Here is a 17581-nt window from a genome sequence, read left to right on the forward strand (position 1 = left end):
GCCGCGCGGGGCCTGTCGTCTCAGAACAACAGCTTTTATGCCCGGGCTTGCCCCGGGGCTGTCGTCGCTAAGGCAGCTGGAATCGCAGTCCGGAGCCTGCGCATGATCCGCTTCGTGCCCCGCGCCCGCACCCCGGTCTGGCTGAGCGTCGCCGTCTCCATCGGTGCCGGGCTGGCGGCGCTGGCGCTCACCGCCATTCCGCTCGCGCTCACCGGCGCGCCCGTCTTCACCGCCTTCGCGCTGATGGCGCAGGGGGCGGCGGGCAGTGGCTTCGCGCTGGCGGAGACGCTGACGCGGGCGACGCCGCTGATCTTCACCGGGCTGGCCGCCGCCGTCGCCTTCCGCGCCAAGCTCTGGAACATCGGCGCCGAGGGCCAGCTCTATGCCGGCGCGCTCGCCACCGTGGCGCTGGGCGCCGGGCTGATCGAGGCGCCGCCCTATGTGCTGGTGCCGCTGGTGCTGATCGGCGCCGCGCTCGCCGGGGCGGTGCTGCTGCTGGTGCCGGTGCTGTTCAAGACCCGCTTCGGCGCCGACGAGGTGGTGGTGACGCTGCTGCTCAATTTCATCGTCCTGCTCTTCGTGCAGATGATGCTGGAAGGGCCGATGAAGGACGAGATGGCGCTCGGCTGGCCGCAATCGGCGCCGATGCTGGATGAGGCGACGCTGCCCAAGCTGGTGACGGGCTGGCGGCTGCATTGGGGCCTCGTCCTGGCCGTCCTTGCCGCCGTGCTGCTGCACGTCTTCATCACCCGCACCGTCTGGGGCTTCCGCATCCGCGCGGTCGGCGAGAATGCCCGCGCCGCCCGCTATGCCGGCCTGCCGGTGGGCAAGGCGATGGCGCTGGTCGGCCTCATCTCCGGCGGCCTTGCCGGGCTCGCCGGGGCGAGCGAGGTGGCGGGGCTGAAAGGCTACCTCACCGCCGACCTGTCGCCCGGCTTCGGCTATGCCGGCATCGTGGTGGCGACCTTGGCCAATCTCTCGCCGCTCGGCGTCATCCCGGCGGCGCTGTTCGTCGCCGGCGTGTTCGTCGGCGCGGATTCGATGAGCCGGGCGATCGGCGTCTCCAACTACCTCGCCGATCTCGTCGTCGCCTTCGCCCTGCTCAGCGTGCTGGTGGGCGGGCTGCTGACGCGATTCCGCATCGTCTTCGTGCGCCGGGGGACCGCCTGATGTGGGAGGCGCTGGATATTCTCACCCAGGCCAATTTCTGGGCCGCCACCATCCGCATCGCCACGCCGCTGATCTTCGGCGTGCTCGGCGCGCTGCTGTGCGAGCGGGCCGGCGTGCTCAATCTCGGCATTGAGGGCATCTTCGTTGCCGGGGCCATGTCCGGCTGGCTGGCGGTCTATCTCGGCCTGCCGCTCTGGGGCGGGGTGGCGGTCGCGGCCGGAGTGGGGGCGGCGTTCGGGTTGCTGCACGGCGTGCTCACCGTGCCGCTCGGCCTCTCCCAGCACGTCACCGGCATCGGGGTGACGCTGCTGGCAACGTCGATGGCCTATTTCGGCTACCGCGTCGCCTTCCCCAATGTGGCGACGCCGCCGCGCATCGAGGCCTTCGCCCCGCTCGACGTGCCGCTGATCGGCGATCTGCCCTTCATCGGGCCGATCCTCGCCCAGCAGACCGGCTTCACCGTGCTGGCCTTCGCCTGCGTCGGCGTGCTCGCCTTCGTACTCGCCCGCACGCCGCTCGGCCTCGCCTTGCGGGCGGTGGGCGACAATCCGGAGGCGGTGGAGGCGCAGGGGCTTTCCGTGGTGGCGCTGCGCATCGGCGCTGTGATGGCCGGCTCGGCGCTGATGGCGCTGGGCGGGGCGTTCCTGACGCTCTCGGCGTTCAACGCCTTCTATTTCGGCATGATCAACGGGCGCGGCTGGGTGTGCATCGCGCTCACCGTCTTCGCCTCCTGGCGGCCGGGCAAGGCGCTGCTCGGGGCGCTGCTGTTCGGCGCGCTCGACGCCTACCAGCTGCGCATCCAGACCATTGCCGGCGGCGTGGTGCCGAGCCAGATCTTCCTGATGCTGCCCTATATCTTCTCGATTGCCGCGCTCGTGCTGGTCGCCCGCCGCGCGGATTATCCCCGCGCTCTGATGAAGCCGTATTTCAAGGGCCAAAGGTAGTCTGGAATCCCCATGAGCATCGATCTACTCGTGAAGAATGCGCGCCTGGCCGACGGGCGGGCGGGCATGGACATCGCCTGCGAGAGGGGCCGCATCCTGGCGGTCGAGCCGGGCATCGAGGCGGAGGCCGGGCGCGTCATCGAGGCGGATGGCAAGCTGGTGGCGCCGCCCTTCATCGACCCGCATTTCCACATGGACGCGACGCTCTCGCTCGGCCTGCCGCGCCTCAACGAGAGCGGCACGCTGCTGGAGGGCATCGCGCTGTGGGGCGAGCTGAAGCCGATCCTGACCCATGAGGCGGTGATCGAGCGGGCGCTGCGCTATTGCGACCTCGCGGTCAGCCAGGGCCTGCTCGCCATCCGCAGCCATGTCGACATTTGCGACGACCGGCTGCTGGCGGTGGAAGCGCTGCTGGATGTGCGCGAAAAGGTGAAGGACTATATCGACCTCCAGCTCGTCGCCTTCCCGCAGGACGGCTATTACCGCTCGCCCGGTGCGGCGGCGAACCTGGTGCGCGCGCTCGACATGGGTGTCGACGTCGTCGGCGGCATTCCGCATTTCGAGCGCACCATGGCGGACGGCGCCGCCTCGCTGAAGGCGCTGTGCGAGATCGCTGCCGCGCGCGGCCTGCGCGTCGACATCCACTGCGACGAGAGCGACGACCCGCTCTCGCGCCATATCGAGACGCTGGCCTATGAGACCCAGCGCTTCGGCCTGCAGGGCAGGGTGACGGGCTCGCACCTCACCTCCATGCATTCCATGGACAATTACTACGTCTCCAAGCTGATCCCGCTGATCGCCGAAGCCGGCGTCCACGCCATCGCCAATCCGCTGATCAACATCACCCTTCAGGGCCGGCACGACACCTACCCCAAGCGCCGTGGCATGACGCGGGTGCCGGAATTGCGGGCGGCCGGCGTCAATGTCGCCTTCGGCCATGACTGCGTGATGGACCCCTGGTACTCGCTCGGCTCGGGCGACATGCTTGAGGTGGCGCATATGGCGCTGCATGTCGGCCAGATGACCTCGCGCGAGGCGATGGGCTGGTGCTTCGAGGCGATCACCGCCAATTCGGCCAAGCTGATGGGGCTGGAAGGCTACGGAGTAGCGCCCGGCTGCAACGCCGATTTCGTGCTGCTGCAGGCGGCCGACCCGATCGAGGCGATCCGGCTGAAGGCCGCCCGCCTGTTCGTGGTGCGGCGCGGCCGGGTGATCGCCGAGGGCGCGCCGCGCGTCTCGGTGCTGGACCTGCCCGGCCGGCCGGGCCTGGTCGACCCGTCGGCCTATGCGCCGGCGGCGGGCGGTTAACGTCATCCCGGACGGCCGGAACGGCCGATCCGGGATCGCTTGCCGCATCCTGTGTTGCGCGCGATCCCGGCTCTGCGCTGCGTTCGGCCGGAATGAGGCTTGCCTTTCAACCGCCCGGTGGCAGCACGATCACCGTCGGCGTGCGCGGCAGCGTCTGGCGCGAGAGCACCAGCTCGGGGCTCTCGCGCCGCTCGATCGCGTAATTCTGGCCGGCGAAGCGGGTGAGGAAATTGCTCAGCGTGCCCTCGTTGAAATAGTGCATCGGGATGATGACCGGCGCCTCCAGCGCTTTGAGCACCTCGATCATGCCGTCAATGTCGAGCGTGTAGCTGCCATCGACCGGCGCCAGCACCACGTCGAGCCGGCCGAGCGCGCCGATATCCTCCTGGGTGAGCGTGTGGTGCAGATGGCCGAGATGGGCGATGCACAGATCGGCGGCGCGGAAGACGAAGATCGAATTGCCGTTGAGGATCGACTGACCCTGCCAGTCGCGAATATTGGTCTGCAGATTGCCGACCCAGAGATCGTCGATGTCGAGATCGTAATGCAGCGGGTCGCGGTCCTCGCGCCAGCCCTTCAGCACATGCTCGATGCCGGGATCGGGGTTCAGCGAGTAATGCGTCGAATGCGCCCGGTTCATGGTGGCGACGCGCGGCACCACGGAGGGGCGGACATAGTCGTTATAGTCGGTGGCCGCGGTGACGCCGCCGGCGGTCTGGATCAGGAAGGTCGAGTGGCCGATATAGGTCAGCCCCACCTCGCGCGGGCCGACATAGGCGGCGGGAAGCGCGCGCGGCGCCAGATGCTTCAGGAACGGGCTGTCCGCCACCAGCTTCGGGCAGCGCTCGGCCTGGGCGAGCGCCGGCGTGGCGCCGAACAGCGCCGCGAGGCCGAGGAGAAGGGCGGAGCAGAGAGGGGCGATACGCGGCAGGGGGCACGGCATGCGAAGCTCCAGGCTGGCGTCCCCGGCATCATCGGCGCTCCCTAGCGTCAGGGCGAGTCACAGTTTCGTGGCGCGCGCGTCATCCCGGACGCGCCCTCGGCGCGCTCCCGGACGCGTCCTCGGCGCGCTCCAGCCGGAATGACGCGGGCAGGAACACTCAGCGCAAAAACGGGTTGGTGCGCTTCTCCAGCGCGATATTGGTGGCGTTGCCATGGCCGGGCAGCACGGTGAAGGCGTCGCCGAGGGGAAGAATCTTCTCCTTGATGCCCTTGATGAGCAGCGGCCCGTCGCCATAGGGGAAATCGGTGCGCCCCACCGAGCGCTGGAACAGCGTGTCGCCGACAATGGCGAGCTTGTTCTCCCGGCTGACCAGCACGACATGGCCGGGCGTGTGACCGGGCACATGCAGCACCTCGAAGGAAACGCCGCCAATATCGACCGCATCGCCCTCGTCCAGCCAGCGGCCGGGGGTGACGGCGCGGCCGGGGATGCCGGTGCGCACGCCATCGGCGGGCAAATTGTCGAGCAGGAACTTGTCGCCCAGATGCGGGCCTTCCACCGGAATCTTCAGCGTTTCCGCCAGTTCCGCCGCGCCGGCGGCGTGGTCGATATGGCCGTGGGTGAGCACGATCTTCTCCGCCGTCACCTCCAGCTCTTCCAGCGCCGCGAGGATGCGCGGCAGGTCGCCGCCCGGGTCGATCACCGCCCCCCGCTTGGTGGTCTCGTCCCAGACGATGGAGCAGTTCTGCTGGAACGGGGTGACGGGAACAATGGCGACCTTGAGTTCAGGCATGGGGGCTCCTTGGCGACAGGCCGCGCGAATGTGGTCGAAGGGTCGCCCGCATGCAAGGCGCCGCCTTGTGGCGTAACGGCGCCAATGCTATCCCGCCCGGCATGAGCACCGAGCCGATTGCCAACATCCGCAACTTCTCCATCGTCGCCCATATCGACCATGGGAAGTCGACCCTTGCCGACCGCCTGATCCAGATCACCGGCGGGCTGTCGGAGCGCGAGATGTCCGAGCAGGTGCTCGACAGCATGGATATCGAGCGCGAGCGCGGCATCACCATCAAGGCGCAGACCGTGCGCCTGTCCTACAAGGCCAAGGACGGCAAGGACTACGTCCTCAACCTCATCGACACGCCCGGCCATGTCGACTTCGCCTATGAGGTGAACCGCTCGCTCGCCGCCGTCGAGGGCTCGCTGCTGGTGGTCGACGCCTCACAGGGCGTGGAGGCGCAGACGCTGGCCAATGTCTATCAGGCCATCGACAATAATCACGAGATCGTGCCGGTCCTCAACAAGGTCGACCTGCCGGCCGCCGAGCCGGAAAAGGTGAAGGCGCAGATCGAGGACGTGATCGGCCTCGATGCCTCGCAGGCCATCCTCATCTCGGCCAAGACCGGCATCGGCATCCCCGATGTGCTGGAAGCCATCGTCACCCGCCTGCCGCCGCCCAAGGGCGACCGCGAGGCGCCGCTGAAGGCGCTGCTGGTCGATAGCTGGTACGACGTCTATCTCGGCGTCGTCGTGCTGGTGCGCATCGTCGACGGCGTGATGAAGAAGGGCATGCGCATCAAGATGATGCAGACCGGCGCCGTCTATGAGGTGGACCGGGTCGGCGTGTTCACCCCCAAGCTCACCGTGATGGCGGAACTGGGCACCGGCGAGATCGGCTTCCTCACCGGCTCGATCAAGGAAGTGGCGGATACCCGCGTCGGCGACACCATCACCGACGAGAAGCGGCCCACCGCCGAGGCGCTGCCGGGCTTCAAACCGGCGCAGCCGGTGGTGTTCTGCGGCCTGTTCCCGGTCGATGCCGCCGATTTCGAGGATCTGCGCGCCGCCATGGGCAAGCTGCGCCTCAACGATGCCAGCTTCTCCTTCGAGATGGAGACCAGCGCCGCGCTCGGCTTCGGCTTCCGCTGCGGGTTCCTCGGCCTGCTGCATCTGGAAATCATCCAGGAGCGGCTGGAGCGCGAGTTCAATCTCGACCTCATCGCCACCGCCCCCTCGGTCATCTACGAAATCGAGATGAACGATGGCAGCGTGATCGACATGCACAACCCGGCCGACATGCCGGATGTGATCAAGATCAAGGAAATCCGCGAGCCGTGGATCCGCGCCACCATCCTCACCCCCGACGACTATCTCGGCTCGGTGATCAAGCTGTGCCAGGACCGGCGCGGCAGCCAGATCGAGCTGACCTATGTCGGCGCGCGCGCCATGCTCACCTATGACCTGCCGCTGAACGAGGTGGTTTTCGACTTCTACGACCGCCTCAAGTCGATCTCGAAGGGCTACGCCTCCTTCGACTACCAGATCACCGACTACCGCGTCGGCGACCTGGTGAAGATGTCGATCCTGGTCAATGCCGAGCCGGTGGACGCGCTCTCCATGCTGGTGCACCGCACCCGCGCCGAATATCGCGGCCGGGCGATGTGCGAGAAGCTGAAGGATCTGATCCCGCAGCATCTGTTCCAGATCCCGATCCAGGCCTCGATCGGCGCCAAGATCATTGCCCGCGAGACCATCAAGGCCCTGCGCAAGGACGTCACCGCCAAGTGCTATGGCGGCGACATCTCCCGCAAGCGCAAGCTTCTGGACAAGCAGAAGGAGGGCAAGAAGAAGATGCGCCAGTTCGGCCGCGTGGAAATCCCGCAGGAAGCCTTCATCGCCGCGCTGAAGGTCGACGACTAAATCGCCAAATCTTGTTCAGCTAGCCAGTCTAAAAAGGCTCTTCTTTGATTTGGATATAGCATATTTTCAAATCTCTTCTTGTCGTGAGCGTATAAAATATGTCTAAATTCCGTAAAAGGATTTATATTTACATCTATTGATCTTCTGTGCTGCTTGTAATCCCACACATTTTTCCTGTATTTTGCTGTGGCGTCAGACAGTTCATCTAAAGTAAAATTCTGATCCATTTGTTTTATTTCATCAACAAATCCGTCGATCGCTTGGGCGTCAAATCTATAATTTGGATGAAATTTACTCATCATTGCCAGAAACGAGAAGGAATCCAGTGCGGATCCTTTGGCGGGCTCCTCTTTTTTTGATTCTGCCTGAGCTTGAGCCTCGAGTCTTTCTGTTTCATCCCGAATGGTAGAGAATTCTTGGTCGGCCAGTTCAAAAAGTGCAGCTAAGCGAACCACTCGCCTTTGAAGGAGGGGGGGTGATTGCTTCTTGTATCTTAGCTTATGCTCTATCTCGCTCCAGGCGTCTTGGACGATCGATCGCAGCTGGACTTCAACCTGAACGCCCTCAAGACGTTTATATTCTGGAAAAACATATCTATCTTTTCGTAATTTTATATCAAAATGAACGCCTTTATAGCCAAACGTTCTTATGTCGCCAACAAGTAATTTTGTCTTATCAGTTATTGATATAATATCAAAATTTTCTTTAATTATGTTTTCAATCTTTGGCATATCCGTTTCATATAGGCATACAATGCGAACGCCTATAATATCTGTAATGTAGTCTGATATTTTGTATGACTCAGTATTTTCTGCCTCGTTTCTATATTTTAATGAGAATTTTTTTATGCACTCATCTCGCTCCTTTAGCCTTGAAATAACTTTTGGATGCTGTACTTCGCTTATGTCGGTTAGTTGCTGAATTAGATTCCTAAATGACTTTTCGGCTGCCGAGTAAAGGGGGAGATTTTTCGCATAATGTTCTTTAAATTCGTTTTTTTTCTGTTCGAACAAACCTTCACTATCTTCATTTGTCACGACAGGTGGGGAGGGGGGCGCGCTATCAGATTTCTTCGCCATTTTGGTACCGCTGATGTTAACCTGTTGTGCGCCGAGGCTAATTGCACCTAAGGTTGAATGCAAGCTGACCAATCTTTCAATATATAGGTTTAAGTAACCTAAGGGAGGCAGCCATGGCCTACACGTTTGAAATCCACAAGGACAAGGCGGGCGAGTTCCGGTTCCGCTTCCGCGCGTCGAATGGCGAGACGATGTTCGCTTCCGAAGGCTACAAGGCGAAGGCCTCGGCACTCGCCGCCATCGAATCGATCAAGAAGAACGCGCCCGGCGCCGAGATTACCGACACCACAAAGGAAACGGGCAGCTGAACGGGCGCCATCTATGAAAACGGCCGGGCATTGGCCCGGCCGTTCCGTATCCTCGCCGCTGAAACCGCGCCTTGTTCAGATGACGTAGGGCGGGACGTGGTAATAATCGTCGACCTTGCGGTCCCAGTCGCGGTCCGACCAGGAACGGTCGTCGGAATTGGCGTGGCGCGGGGCGCCGCTCAGCTGCTCCTCGGTGAGATCGACGACATAGCCGTCGAGCGTCTCGTCATATTTGAGCAGCGACCACGGCAGCGGGTAATAATCCTCGCCGAAGCCAAGGAAGCCGCCGAAGCTCATCACCGCATAGGCGGTCTGGCCGGTCAGCTTGTCGATCATCACCCGCTCGATACCGCCGATACGCTCGCCATTGGGACGGTAGACGGCGGTGCCTTCCACCTTGTCGCTGCCGATCAGCGTGCGGGTTTCGCGCGCGTCGACATTCTGCTGCGTCGTCTGCATGTTGGCCTCCCGTTGTTGACAGTCTCGCAGGGTGAACGTGCTGAGCCGGCAGCGGTTCCCCCCGCCATCGGGCCTGCGGCCGCAGCGGGGTCGGAAGCGGGCAGAATTCGACAGATGCGCGGGCGGGGCGTGGCCGGTATCGTCGCGGCGACAGTCGAGAGGGAGAATCAGCACATGTCGGACCAGGCCAGCGGGTTCCGCGCCGATCGGCGCACCCTTCTGCGGGTGGGCGGTTCTGCCCTCGTGCTGGCGGCCGGCGGGCTGCTGCCGGTGCGGGCGCAGGCGCAGGCGCAGGCCCCGGTCGAGGTCGATGCGCTGAAGCCCGGCCAGTATGCCTGGTATCCCGAGCGTGCCCCGGAAGGCTTCGTCGCCATCATCGTCTCGCTGCCGGACCAGCGCTGCTATGTCTACCGCAACGGCGTGCGGATCGGCGTGTCGACCGTCTCCACCGGCAAGGCCGGGCACGAGACCCCGACCGGGGTGTTCGTCATCCTGGAGAAGGATGTCGACCACCATTCCTCTCTCTATAACGACGCCTCCATGCCCTATACGGAGCTGCTCACCTGGTCTGGGGTGGCGCTGCATGCGGGCGGGCTGCCGGGCTATCCGTCCTCGCATGGCTGCGTGCACCTGCCGCTGGAATTCTCCAAGCTGCTGTTCGCGATCACACATTACGGCACGCCTGTCATCATCGCCGACGCCCATTCCCAGCCGGTGGACGTGCTGCATCCCGGCCTCGTCCTGCCGGCGGACGCCACTGCCGCGATCGCCAAGGACGACCCGAAGAACGCCAACGGCACCCCCGACAAGGAAGCCGCGCCCGACCCGGCGCTCGATGCGGTGACGATGATCGTCAGCCAGGCCGACAGGGCGCTCACCGTGCTCAAGGACGGCGCGGTGGCCTTCACCGCCCCGGTGACGATCCGCGACCCGCAGACGCCGATCGGCAATGTGGTCTATGTGCTGAAGAGCGTCGGCGGCGAGGTGTCGTGGACCGCGCTGTCCTTCGAGGGCTATGGCGCGGCGGCCGGCAAGGCGGCCGGCGCGATCGATCGCGTCACCGTGGCGCCCAGCGCCAACCAGCAGCTCGCCAAGCTGCTGGTGCCGGGCTCGACCCTGTTCGTCACCGAGCTTTCCGCGAAGCCGGACACGCGCTCGGACAAGGATTTCGTCATCCTGTCGCAGGCGACGAGCTGATGCGCCGGACGCCGGGCCGGGTCGGCCTCGCGCTCCTCACCCTGCTGCTGGCCGGGCCGGCGGCGGCGCAGACGGCGCCGGCCGGCCGGCTCGACACACTGCCGGCCAAGCAGGTGTTCGGCGCGCAGAAGGAACCCGCGCCGCTGGCCGCCCGCGCCATCGGCTTCTATTCCAAGGGGTGTCTGGCCGGGGCGCAGGCGCTGCCGGTGAACGGGCAGACCTGGCAGGCGATGCGGCTGTCGCGCAACCGCAATTGGGGCCATCCCAACCTCATCGCCTTCCTCGAACGCTTCTCCGCCGCCGTGCCGTCGGTCTCGCAATGGCCGGGCATATTGGTGGGGGATCTCTCCCAGCCCCGCGGCGGGCCGATGCTCACCGGCCATGCCTCGCACCAGATCGGCCTCGATGCCGATATCTGGCTGACCCCGATGCCGCGGCGCGAACTCTCCCGCGAGGATCGCGAGAAGATTTCCGCCACCATGGTGGTGCGCAAGGACCGGCGCGATGTCGACACGGCGGTGTGGACCCCCTCGCATGTCGCGGTGATCAAGGCGGCGGCGCAGGACCCGGAGGTCGAGCGGGTGCTGGTCAATGCCGCGATCAAGAAAGCGCTGTGCCGCGACGCCAAGGGCGACCGTTCCTGGCTGCAGAAGGTGCGGCCCTATTGGGGGCACGACTACCACATGCATGTGCGGCTCTCCTGCCCGGAAGACGCACCGGACTGCCGGCCGCAGGACCCTGTCGTGCCGGGGGAGGGCTGCGGCGCGGAGCTCGACTGGTGGTTCTCGGAGGGCAACCTCAACCCGAAGCCGCCCACCACCCCGCCCAAGCCCAAGCCGCCCATGCTGATGAAGGACCTGCCCGAGGCCTGCCGGCAGGTGGTGCTGGCGCCGTGAGGGCGGGGCGCCTGCGGCGCCTCGTTTCCCCTGGGTCCCGGCGCGGCGCTCCGCCTTCGGCTGCGCTGGGCCGGGACACGCTGGAGCGACCCGTTCCCCGGACAAGCCGCGCGTGCGCGGCGCTGATCCGGGGTCCAGGGCCGGGCGGAGGGCTCGCCTACCCCCGCCCGTCCTCCAGGATCATCCCCGCCGCCTTCTCCGCGATCATGATGGTCGGCGAATTGGTGTTGCCCGAGACGATGGTCGGCATGATCGAGGCATCGGCCACCCGCAGGCCGCGGATGCCGAACACGCGCAGCCGCGCATCCACCACCGCCAGCGGGTCGGAGGGCAGGCCCATCTTCGCCGTGCCGACGGGATGGAAGATGGTGGTGCCGATATCGCCGGCGGCGCGGGCCAGCGCCTCCTCGCTGTCGTCGATCCCCTTGCCCGGCAGGAACTCGTCCGGGGCGAAGGGCGCCAGCGCCGGCTGGGAAACGATGCGCCGGCCGACCCGCAGGCTGTCGGCGGCGACGCGGCGGTCCTCGTCGGTGGAGAGGTAGTTCGGCTGGATCAGCGGCGCCGCCGCGCTGTCGGCGCTGGCGAGCCGCACCTCGCCCCGGCTGGTCGGGCGCAGATTGCACACGCTCATGGTGAAGGCGGGGAAGGGGTGCAGCGGCTCGCCGAACTTGCCGAGCGAGAGCGGCTGGACGTGGAATTCAAGGTCGGCATGCTCCACCTCGGCGCGCGAGCGGGTGAAGATGCCGAGCTGCGAGGGCGCCATGGTCAGCGGCCCGCGCTGGAACAGCGCGAAGTCGAGCCCCATCTTCGCCCGGCCGAACAGCGAATGGTACTGCTCGTTCAGCGTCGGCACGCCCGAGACCTTGTAGATCATCCGCAATTGCAGATGGTCCTGCAGATTGGCGCCGACGCCGGGGAGCGCGTGCGCCACCGTGATGCCGTGGCCCGCCAGTTCCTCGCCCGGTCCGATGCCGGAGAGCTTGAGCAGATGCGGCGAGCCGATGGCGCCGGCGGCGAGGATCACCTCGCCCCGCGCCCGCGCCACCTTCGTCACCCCGTTCTGCCGATAGACGACGCCGGCGGCGCGGCCATCCTCGATCAGCACGCGCTCGGTGTGGCAGGAGGTTTCCAGCCGCAGGTTCGGGCGGGAGAGCACGGGTTTCAGGAAGCCGCGCGCCGCGCTCCAGCGGAAGCCGCGCTTCTGGTTCACCTGGAAATAGGACGAGCCCTCATTGTCGCCGGTGTTGAAATCCGGGATCGGGGGAATGCCGGCCTGCTGCGCGGCGATGCGCACCGTGTCGAGCAGCTTCCAGGTCAGGCGCGGCGCCTCCACCCGCCATTCGCCGCCGCCGCCATGGAATTCGGCGGTGCCGAGATAATGGTCCTCATGGCGCTTGAACACCGGGAGCACGTCGTCCCAGCCCCAGCCGGGCAGGCCGAGCTGGCGCCAATGGTCGTAATCCGCCGCCTGGCCGCGCATATAGATCATGGCGTTGATGGCGGAAGAGCCGCCAATGGTCTTGCCGCGCGGGTAGTTCAGCGCCCGCCCGTTCAGCCCGGCCTCGGCCTGCGTCTTGAAGCACCAGTCGGCGCGGGGATTGCCGATGGCGAAGAGATAGCCGACCGGGATGTGAAACCAGATCCAGTTGTCGCGCCCGCCGGCCTCCAGCACCAGCACCCGGTTCTTCGGGTCGGCCGAGAGCCGGTTCGCCAGCACGCAGCCGGCCGAGCCGGCGCCGACCACGATGTAGTCATACGTTTCGGCGGAATCGGTCGGGGCAGCGGTCACGGCGGGCACCTGGGCAGCATCACGGGAGTGCGATAAAGCCGCCGCCCTTTCCGCGCGGCAAGCCGAAATCCCGCGCAAGGGCTGTTCGCGGATCGGCGGTCGTGCCCATGAGGATCCTTCGAGGCCCGGCCTCCAGCCGGGCGCCTCAGGATGACGTAGCGCTCGGCGGACCCATCGTCATGCTGAGGTGCCGGCCTCGAAGCACGCAGCCGGCCTACTGCGTCAGCTTGCTGGCGAACACGCCGATGGTGCGGGCATAGACCTCCGCCTTGTTCCAGCCGAGCAGCGCCTGATAGTTCGGCTCGCCCGGGCCCCAGCCGGCACCGGGGCGCCAGCCATAGCCGCGCAGATAATTGGCGGTGGAGGCCAGCACGTCCGGCGCGCTGCGCACGAGGTCGGCGCGGCCGTCGCCGTCGAAATCGACCGCGAACTTGACATAGGAGGAGGCGAGGAACTGGGTCTGGCCGATCTCCCCGGCCCAGGCGCCGCGCATCTCGTCGAGGGTGAGGTCGCCATGCTGGTAGATGCGGAGCGCGTCGAGCAGCTGGGCGGTGAAGAAGGCGTTGCGCCGGCAGTCATAGGAAAGGGTGGCGAGCGAGCGCATCACCGACATCTTGCCCTGGTTGACGCCGTAATCGGTCTCCAGCCCCCAGATCGCCACCACCACCTCGCCCGGCACGCCATAGCGCTGCTCGATGCGGGCCAGCGTCGAGGCATATTGCTGGAGCTTCTGCTTGCCCTTGGCGATGCGGCCGGCGCTGATGCGGTTGGCGGCGAACTGCTCGAAGCTCATCTTGAAGTGCTTCTGGTTGCGGTCGAGCCGGATCACCGTGGTGTCGTAGGTCACGCCGTCGAGCGCCCGCAGCGCCTGGGGCGAAATGCCCTGCGCCTGCGCCTCGCGCTTGAAGGCCGGCAGCCAGGCGGCAAAGCCCGAGGCGTCATTGCCGCAGGTCGCGGCCAGCGCCGGCGACAGCCCGAGGGAAAGCAGGCAGAGCGCCGCCAGCCCCCCGCGCCAATAATGCCTGAACATGCCTGCGCTCATTTTCGCCCCCTCGCGGTTCGCCTGCGGCCAGCATGACGCAGCCGGATGAACGGGTCGTTTCACCTTGGCGTCAACGGGCGTGCCTTAGATGCCGATCCGCCCGAAGCCCGGCAGCTTGATCCCCGGCCGGCGCAGGTCGAGCCCGGCGACGGCGCCGAGCAGGTTGAACTCGATGCCTTCCACCCAGGCGACGGTGAGGCCGAGATAGCCGTCCAGCGACACACGTACCCCGGTGCGCGAGGGGGCGAGGCCGAACCAGTCGCCATCGACCGGATAGTCCTTGCCGATCGCGGTCGGGGGCAGGGTGACGGCCAGTTCCGGCACCTGCCCGATCACATGGGCAATGAAGCTGTTGGAGTTCGGCCCCGGCCAGACAGTGTAGTCGCCGGCGTCGCCATAGGGGTAGGACTTGATCGCCGCCCGCAGCTTCGGGATCAGCCGCTCGGCCTCCGCGCCGGTAGCCTCGAAGACGATTTCCGGGTCGTTGCCATACCAGCGCCCGTCCGGCGCATAGCCATTGTGGCGGATCGGGCGGCCCCAGCCGACCTTGTCATAGCGCTCATAGGCGCCCGCGCCCGGCCCCTTGAAGACGAGCCAGCTATGCACCGCGAAGATGCCGCGCCAGCGCCCGACCCGGGCGGCGTAGATGCGGACCATGGCCTGCGGATGGGCATCGGCCGCCGGCAGCGTGCCGGTGCTCGACCAGTCGGCGGTGCCCCAGCTGCGCGACCAGTCGGCCGTCTGCCACTGCACCAGCGCATGGGCGCCGAGCGGCAGGAGGAAGAGCAGAACGAACAGAATGAGGGTGAGGCGGAGGGCCGTGAGCATTGGCGCCGAACATGCCCATCAAGGCATGGAATTTAAAGGCCCGGCGCCGCCTGCGCGCGAAAACGTGTCCGGGCGAGGGGGCCACCGCCCGTCCCGCTTCGGCATGTCGTGTCTTGCGCCCGTCGCCCGGCGAGGGTCAGATGGCGCGGTGAACCTACGCGACGAGGGCCGGATGGACGGCGGAACCAGCTTCTTCGGCGACCTGCTCGGCACCATTGCCGAGCGTGGCCGCTCGCTGCTCGATCTCGGGCGGGAACGGCGCCCCGCCGGCGAGGCGCGGGCGGCGAGCGTCGCGCTGCTGTGCGAGCGCCTGCTTTCGGGGCAGGGGGAGGCCTCCGGCATCGCGCTGGCGCAGGAGATCCTGGCCGCCTATGCCGGGCTGCGCACCGGCGGCCGCATCGCCTTCTTCGAGACGCTGGCCACCGATTTCGGGCCCGACGCCGCCCGGCTGGAGGCGGCGCTGGCCGCCCATCAGGCCGCGCCGAGCGGTCGCAGCGTGGCGGAACTGCATGCGGCGAGCGAGCCGCGCCGGCAGGAACTGATCCGCCGTTTCAACCTCGCCCCGGGCGCCACCGCCCGGCTGGTGGCGATGCGCGCCGACCTCATCGGCGTGCTTCCCCGCCGCCGCGATCTCACTGAGGTCGACCGCGACTTCACCCATCTCTTCGCTTCCTGGTTCAATCGGGGGTTTCTCGTGCTGCGCCGGATCGACTGGTCGACGCCCGCCAATGTGCTGGAAAAAATCATCCGCTATGAGGCGGTGCATGAAATCCGCGACTGGAACGATCTGCGCGCCCGCGTCGATTCGCCGGACCGGCGCTGCTACGCCTTCTTCCACCCGGCGCTGGTCGACGAACCGCTGATCTTCGTCGAGGTGGCGCTGACCCGCGAGGCGCCGGCCGCCATCGCCCCCATTCTCGACGCAAACCGCACGCCGCTGGCACCGGAGACGGCGCGCACCGCCGTGTTCTATTCGATCTCCAACTGCCAGACCGGGCTCGGCGGGGTGAGCTTCGGCAATTTCCTCATCAAGCAGGTGGTGGCGGAAATCTCCCGCGAATTGCCCAATCTGAAGGAGTTCGTGACGCTCTCTCCGGTGCCCGGCTTCCGCGCCTGGGTGGAGGCTGAGATGGCCGATCCGGCCTCCACGGTGCTGACGCCGGCCGACCGCGCCGCGATTGCCACCCTTGCCGGCAGCGCGGCGCCGGACGAGGCGGCGAGGGCGGCGCTGCGTCCCGTCATCGAAGCGCTGGCCGCGCATTATTTCCTGATCGCACGCTCCGCCAAGGGCAAGCCGATCGACCCGGTGGCGCGCTTCCATCTCGGCAATGGCGCAAGGCTGGAGCGCATCAACCCGTTCGGCGACCTGTCAACGCGCGGCATGGCGCAGGCCTTCGGGCTGATGGTGAATTACCGCTATCTCACCGAGGACATCGAGAAGAACCACGAGGCGTTCTTCGACCGCGGCACCATTGTGGCGGCGCCCCAGGTGCGCAAGCTCGTGCGCGCCGACGACCAGCCGAAGCTGCCGGTCATGCGCGAAGCGGCGGGGTAGCGGGATACGCAAACGCCTCCCGCCTGCCCTTGACAGGGCGGCCGGCCTTATGCCCGATGCCCGCGAGGGTCCGGGGGCGGGTCCGGGATCCGGAGTGCGTGCATGCGTTTTCTACCCCATCTCCTGAAGCGCTTCATTCATAAGGGCCGGTTGACCGTCATCGAGCCGAACGGCACGCGCAGCGTCTTCGGCAGCGGGCAGGACGGCCCCGACGTGGTGATCCGCCTGAACGACGAGAAGCTCGACCGCGAGCTGTTCTTCAATCCCGAGCTGGTGTCGGCCGAGGCCTATATGGATGGCCGGCTCACCTTCGAGGACGGCTCGACCGTCTATGACTTTCTCTCGCTTTTCTCGGTCAACCGTCGCGGCCTCGCCTCGCATCCGGTGCAGCAGGCGCTGCGGCGCTCCTGGCGGGCGCTAAAGCGCTGGCACCAGTCGAACCCGCTCGGCAAGGCGGCGTCCAACGCCCAGAGCCATTACGACCATCCGCCCGAATTCTACCGGCTCTGGCTGGATTCGCGGATGATCTATTCCTGCGCCTATTTCCCCACCCCCGAGGCCTCGCTGGAGGAGGCGCAGGAAGCCAAGCTGCGCCACATCGCTGCCAAGCTGAAGCTGGAGCCGGGGATGAAGGTGGCGGAGATCGGCTCGGGCTGGGGCGCTCTCGCCATCTATCTCGCCCAGCTCGGCGTGCATGTCACCGCCATCAACGTCGCCACCGAGCAGCTGGCCGAATCGAAGAAGCGGGCGGAAGCGGCCGGCGTCGCCGACCGCATCACCTTCTTCGAGCGCGACTACCGCGACCTGACCGGCAGCTTCGACCGCATCGTTTCCGTCGGCATGATGGAGCATGTCGGCGTCAATCATTTCGACGAGTATTTTGGCACCATCAAGCGCCTGCTCGCGCCCGGCGGCTTCGCCATGATCCACGCCATCGGCCGCATGTCGCCGCCCGGCACCACGGCGCCCTTCATCCGCAAATACATCTTCCCCGGCGGCTATGTGCCGGCCATGTCGGAAGTGTTCACCTCGCTGGAGCGGGTCGGGCTGTGGACCGCCGACTGCGAGATCCTGCGCCTGCACTATTACTGGACCATTCGCCACTGGCGCCTGAACTTCGAGGCCAAGCGCGGCGAGGTGGTCGCCATGATGGGCGAGCGCTTCGCCCGCATGTGGGAGTTCTATCTGGTGGCGGTGGAACTCGGCTTCCTCAATGGCTCGAACATGGTGTTCCAGCTGCTGCTGTCCAATCAGCGCGACGACGTGCCTGTTATCCGCGACTTCATCGTCGATGACGAAAGGGCGCTGGCGGCGCGCCCCGTTCAGTAGCTCCCCGTTCAGGAGCGCACCGCTTCAGTAGCTC

Annotated in this window: 16 protein-coding genes; 9 read left to right on the forward strand and 7 right to left on the reverse strand. The window is 66.3% G+C overall.

Annotation, left to right across the window (positions count from 1 at the left end):
• Window positions 1-102 precede the first annotated feature (102 nt).
• The 3 genes from BLO63_RS01840 to BLO63_RS01850 are packed head-to-tail and all read left to right on the forward strand — an operon-like array spanning window position 103 to window position 3422.
• Window positions 103-1170, forward strand: a complete 1068-nt coding sequence (locus BLO63_RS01840; RefSeq protein ID WP_091436246.1) for an ABC transporter permease — start codon at window positions 103-105, stop codon at window positions 1168-1170.
• Window positions 1170-2114, forward strand: a complete 945-nt coding sequence (locus BLO63_RS01845) for an ABC transporter permease (RefSeq protein WP_091436248.1) — start codon at window positions 1170-1172, stop codon at window positions 2112-2114. The genes BLO63_RS01840 and BLO63_RS01845 overlap by 1 nt, the downstream gene beginning before the upstream one ends.
• A gap of 12 nt (window positions 2115-2126) precedes the next feature.
• Window positions 2127-3422, forward strand: a complete 1296-nt coding sequence (locus tag BLO63_RS01850) for an amidohydrolase family protein (RefSeq protein WP_091436250.1) — start codon at window positions 2127-2129, stop codon at window positions 3420-3422.
• 106 nt (window positions 3423-3528) lie between these two features.
• Here the strand turns inward: BLO63_RS01850 and BLO63_RS01855 are convergent, their stop codons facing one another.
• Together BLO63_RS01855 and BLO63_RS01860 are read right to left on the reverse strand one after the other, a co-directional pair.
• Window positions 3529-4365 carry an MBL fold metallo-hydrolase gene (locus BLO63_RS01855; RefSeq protein WP_091436252.1) on the reverse strand — a complete coding sequence of 279 codons (837 nt, stop codon included), beginning with the start codon at window positions 4363-4365 and terminating at the stop codon, window positions 3529-3531.
• A gap of 157 nt (window positions 4366-4522) precedes the next feature.
• The gene (locus BLO63_RS01860) at window positions 4523-5158 is read right to left on the reverse strand and encodes an MBL fold metallo-hydrolase (protein ID WP_091436254.1); all 636 of its coding nucleotides are present in this window, start codon (window positions 5156-5158) and stop codon (window positions 4523-4525) included.
• A gap of 101 nt (window positions 5159-5259) precedes the next feature.
• Here BLO63_RS01860 and lepA point away from each other — a divergent pair, with 101 nt between their 5' ends.
• On the forward strand, window positions 5260-7065 hold the full coding sequence (gene lepA, locus BLO63_RS01865; protein WP_205409256.1) for a translation elongation factor 4: 1806 nt from the start codon (window positions 5260-5262) through the stop codon (window positions 7063-7065).
• Here the strand turns inward: lepA and BLO63_RS01870 are convergent.
• Complete coding sequence (locus BLO63_RS01870) at window positions 7062-8207, reverse strand: GTP pyrophosphokinase (protein ID WP_143007044.1); 1146 nt, start codon at window positions 8205-8207, stop codon at window positions 7062-7064. The two genes, lepA and BLO63_RS01870, sit on opposite strands and share 4 nt — an antisense overlap.
• A 50-nt stretch (window positions 8208-8257) precedes the next feature.
• Between BLO63_RS01870 and BLO63_RS01875 the strand changes: the two genes are divergently transcribed.
• Entirely contained in the window at window positions 8258-8452 is a 195-nt protein-coding gene (locus BLO63_RS01875; RefSeq protein ID WP_091436262.1) for a YegP family protein, read from the forward strand.
• Between the two features lie 75 nt (window positions 8453-8527).
• Here BLO63_RS01875 and BLO63_RS01880 read toward each other — a convergent pair whose 3' ends face one another.
• The gene (locus tag BLO63_RS01880) at window positions 8528-8911 is read right to left on the reverse strand and encodes a PRC-barrel domain-containing protein (protein ID WP_091436264.1); all 384 of its coding nucleotides are present in this window, start codon (window positions 8909-8911) and stop codon (window positions 8528-8530) included.
• A gap of 174 nt (window positions 8912-9085) precedes the next feature.
• Between BLO63_RS01880 and BLO63_RS01885 the strand changes: the two genes are divergently transcribed.
• Complete coding sequence (locus BLO63_RS01885) at window positions 9086-10108, forward strand: L,D-transpeptidase (protein WP_091436267.1); 1023 nt, start codon at window positions 9086-9088, stop codon at window positions 10106-10108.
• Complete coding sequence (mepA, locus tag BLO63_RS01890; RefSeq protein ID WP_091436270.1) at window positions 10108-11004, forward strand: penicillin-insensitive murein endopeptidase; 897 nt, start codon at window positions 10108-10110, stop codon at window positions 11002-11004. The genes BLO63_RS01885 and mepA overlap by 1 nt, the downstream gene beginning before the upstream one ends.
• Window positions 11005-11161: 157 nt before the next feature.
• On the opposite strand, the gene BLO63_RS01895 is transcribed toward mepA, so the two are convergent.
• The 3 genes from BLO63_RS01895 to BLO63_RS01905 all read right to left on the reverse strand — a co-directional run bounded on the left by BLO63_RS01895 (window position 11162) and on the right by BLO63_RS01905 (window position 14663).
• Window positions 11162-12802, reverse strand: coding sequence for a GMC family oxidoreductase (locus tag BLO63_RS01895; RefSeq protein ID WP_091436273.1), 1641 nt, complete (start codon window positions 12800-12802; stop codon window positions 11162-11164).
• A 205-nt stretch (window positions 12803-13007) separates the two neighbouring features.
• On the reverse strand, window positions 13008-13835 hold the full coding sequence (locus tag BLO63_RS01900; protein ID WP_091436276.1) for a lytic murein transglycosylase: 828 nt from the start codon (window positions 13833-13835) through the stop codon (window positions 13008-13010).
• An 84-nt stretch (window positions 13836-13919) separates the two neighbouring features.
• Window positions 13920-14663, reverse strand: coding sequence for a DUF3750 domain-containing protein (locus BLO63_RS01905; RefSeq protein WP_091436278.1), 744 nt, complete (start codon window positions 14661-14663; stop codon window positions 13920-13922).
• Window positions 14664-14835: 172 nt separating this feature from the next.
• Between BLO63_RS01905 and BLO63_RS01910 the strand changes: the two genes are divergently transcribed.
• A complete protein-coding gene (locus BLO63_RS01910; RefSeq protein ID WP_091436280.1) occupies window positions 14836-16218 on the forward strand; it encodes a malonyl-CoA decarboxylase in 1383 nt (460 codons plus the stop codon).
• 102 nt (window positions 16219-16320) lie between these two features.
• Complete coding sequence (locus BLO63_RS01915; protein ID WP_091436282.1) at window positions 16321-17547, forward strand: SAM-dependent methyltransferase; 1227 nt, start codon at window positions 16321-16323, stop codon at window positions 17545-17547.
• Window positions 17548-17581 lie beyond the last annotated feature (34 nt).

Source organism: Ancylobacter rudongensis (genome assembly GCF_900100155.1).
Classification (GTDB): Bacteria; Pseudomonadota; Alphaproteobacteria; order Rhizobiales; family Xanthobacteraceae; genus Ancylobacter; species Ancylobacter rudongensis.

What these genes read in the sequence shown, in the direction of transcription:
- BLO63_RS01840 (WP_091436246.1), top strand. Translation starts at nt 103, where the DNA reads ATGATCCGCTTCGTGCCCCGCGCCCGCACCCCGGTCTGGCTGAGCGTC.
- BLO63_RS01845 (WP_091436248.1), top strand. Translation starts at nt 1,170, where the DNA reads ATGTGGGAGGCGCTGGATATTCTCACCCAGGCCAATTTCTGGGCCGCC.
- BLO63_RS01850 (WP_091436250.1), top strand. Translation starts at nt 2,127, where the DNA reads ATGAGCATCGATCTACTCGTGAAGAATGCGCGCCTGGCCGACGGGCGG.
- BLO63_RS01855 (WP_091436252.1), bottom strand. Translation starts at nt 4,365, where the DNA reads ATGCCGTGCCCCCTGCCGCGTATCGCCCCTCTCTGCTCCGCCCTTCTC.
- BLO63_RS01860 (WP_091436254.1), bottom strand. Translation starts at nt 5,158, where the DNA reads ATGCCTGAACTCAAGGTCGCCATTGTTCCCGTCACCCCGTTCCAGCAG.
- lepA (WP_205409256.1), top strand. Translation starts at nt 5,260, where the DNA reads ATGAGCACCGAGCCGATTGCCAACATCCGCAACTTCTCCATCGTCGCC.
- BLO63_RS01875 (WP_091436262.1), top strand. Translation starts at nt 8,258, where the DNA reads ATGGCCTACACGTTTGAAATCCACAAGGACAAGGCGGGCGAGTTCCGG.
- BLO63_RS01880 (WP_091436264.1), bottom strand. Translation starts at nt 8,911, where the DNA reads ATGCAGACGACGCAGCAGAATGTCGACGCGCGCGAAACCCGCACGCTG.
- BLO63_RS01885 (WP_091436267.1), top strand. Translation starts at nt 9,086, where the DNA reads ATGTCGGACCAGGCCAGCGGGTTCCGCGCCGATCGGCGCACCCTTCTG.
- mepA (WP_091436270.1), top strand. Translation starts at nt 10,108, where the DNA reads ATGCGCCGGACGCCGGGCCGGGTCGGCCTCGCGCTCCTCACCCTGCTG.
- BLO63_RS01900 (WP_091436276.1), bottom strand. Translation starts at nt 13,835, where the DNA reads ATGAGCGCAGGCATGTTCAGGCATTATTGGCGCGGGGGGCTGGCGGCG.
- BLO63_RS01905 (WP_091436278.1), bottom strand. Translation starts at nt 14,663, where the DNA reads ATGCTCACGGCCCTCCGCCTCACCCTCATTCTGTTCGTTCTGCTCTTC.
- BLO63_RS01910 (WP_091436280.1), top strand. Translation starts at nt 14,836, where the DNA reads ATGGACGGCGGAACCAGCTTCTTCGGCGACCTGCTCGGCACCATTGCC.
- BLO63_RS01915 (WP_091436282.1), top strand. Translation starts at nt 16,321, where the DNA reads ATGCGTTTTCTACCCCATCTCCTGAAGCGCTTCATTCATAAGGGCCGG.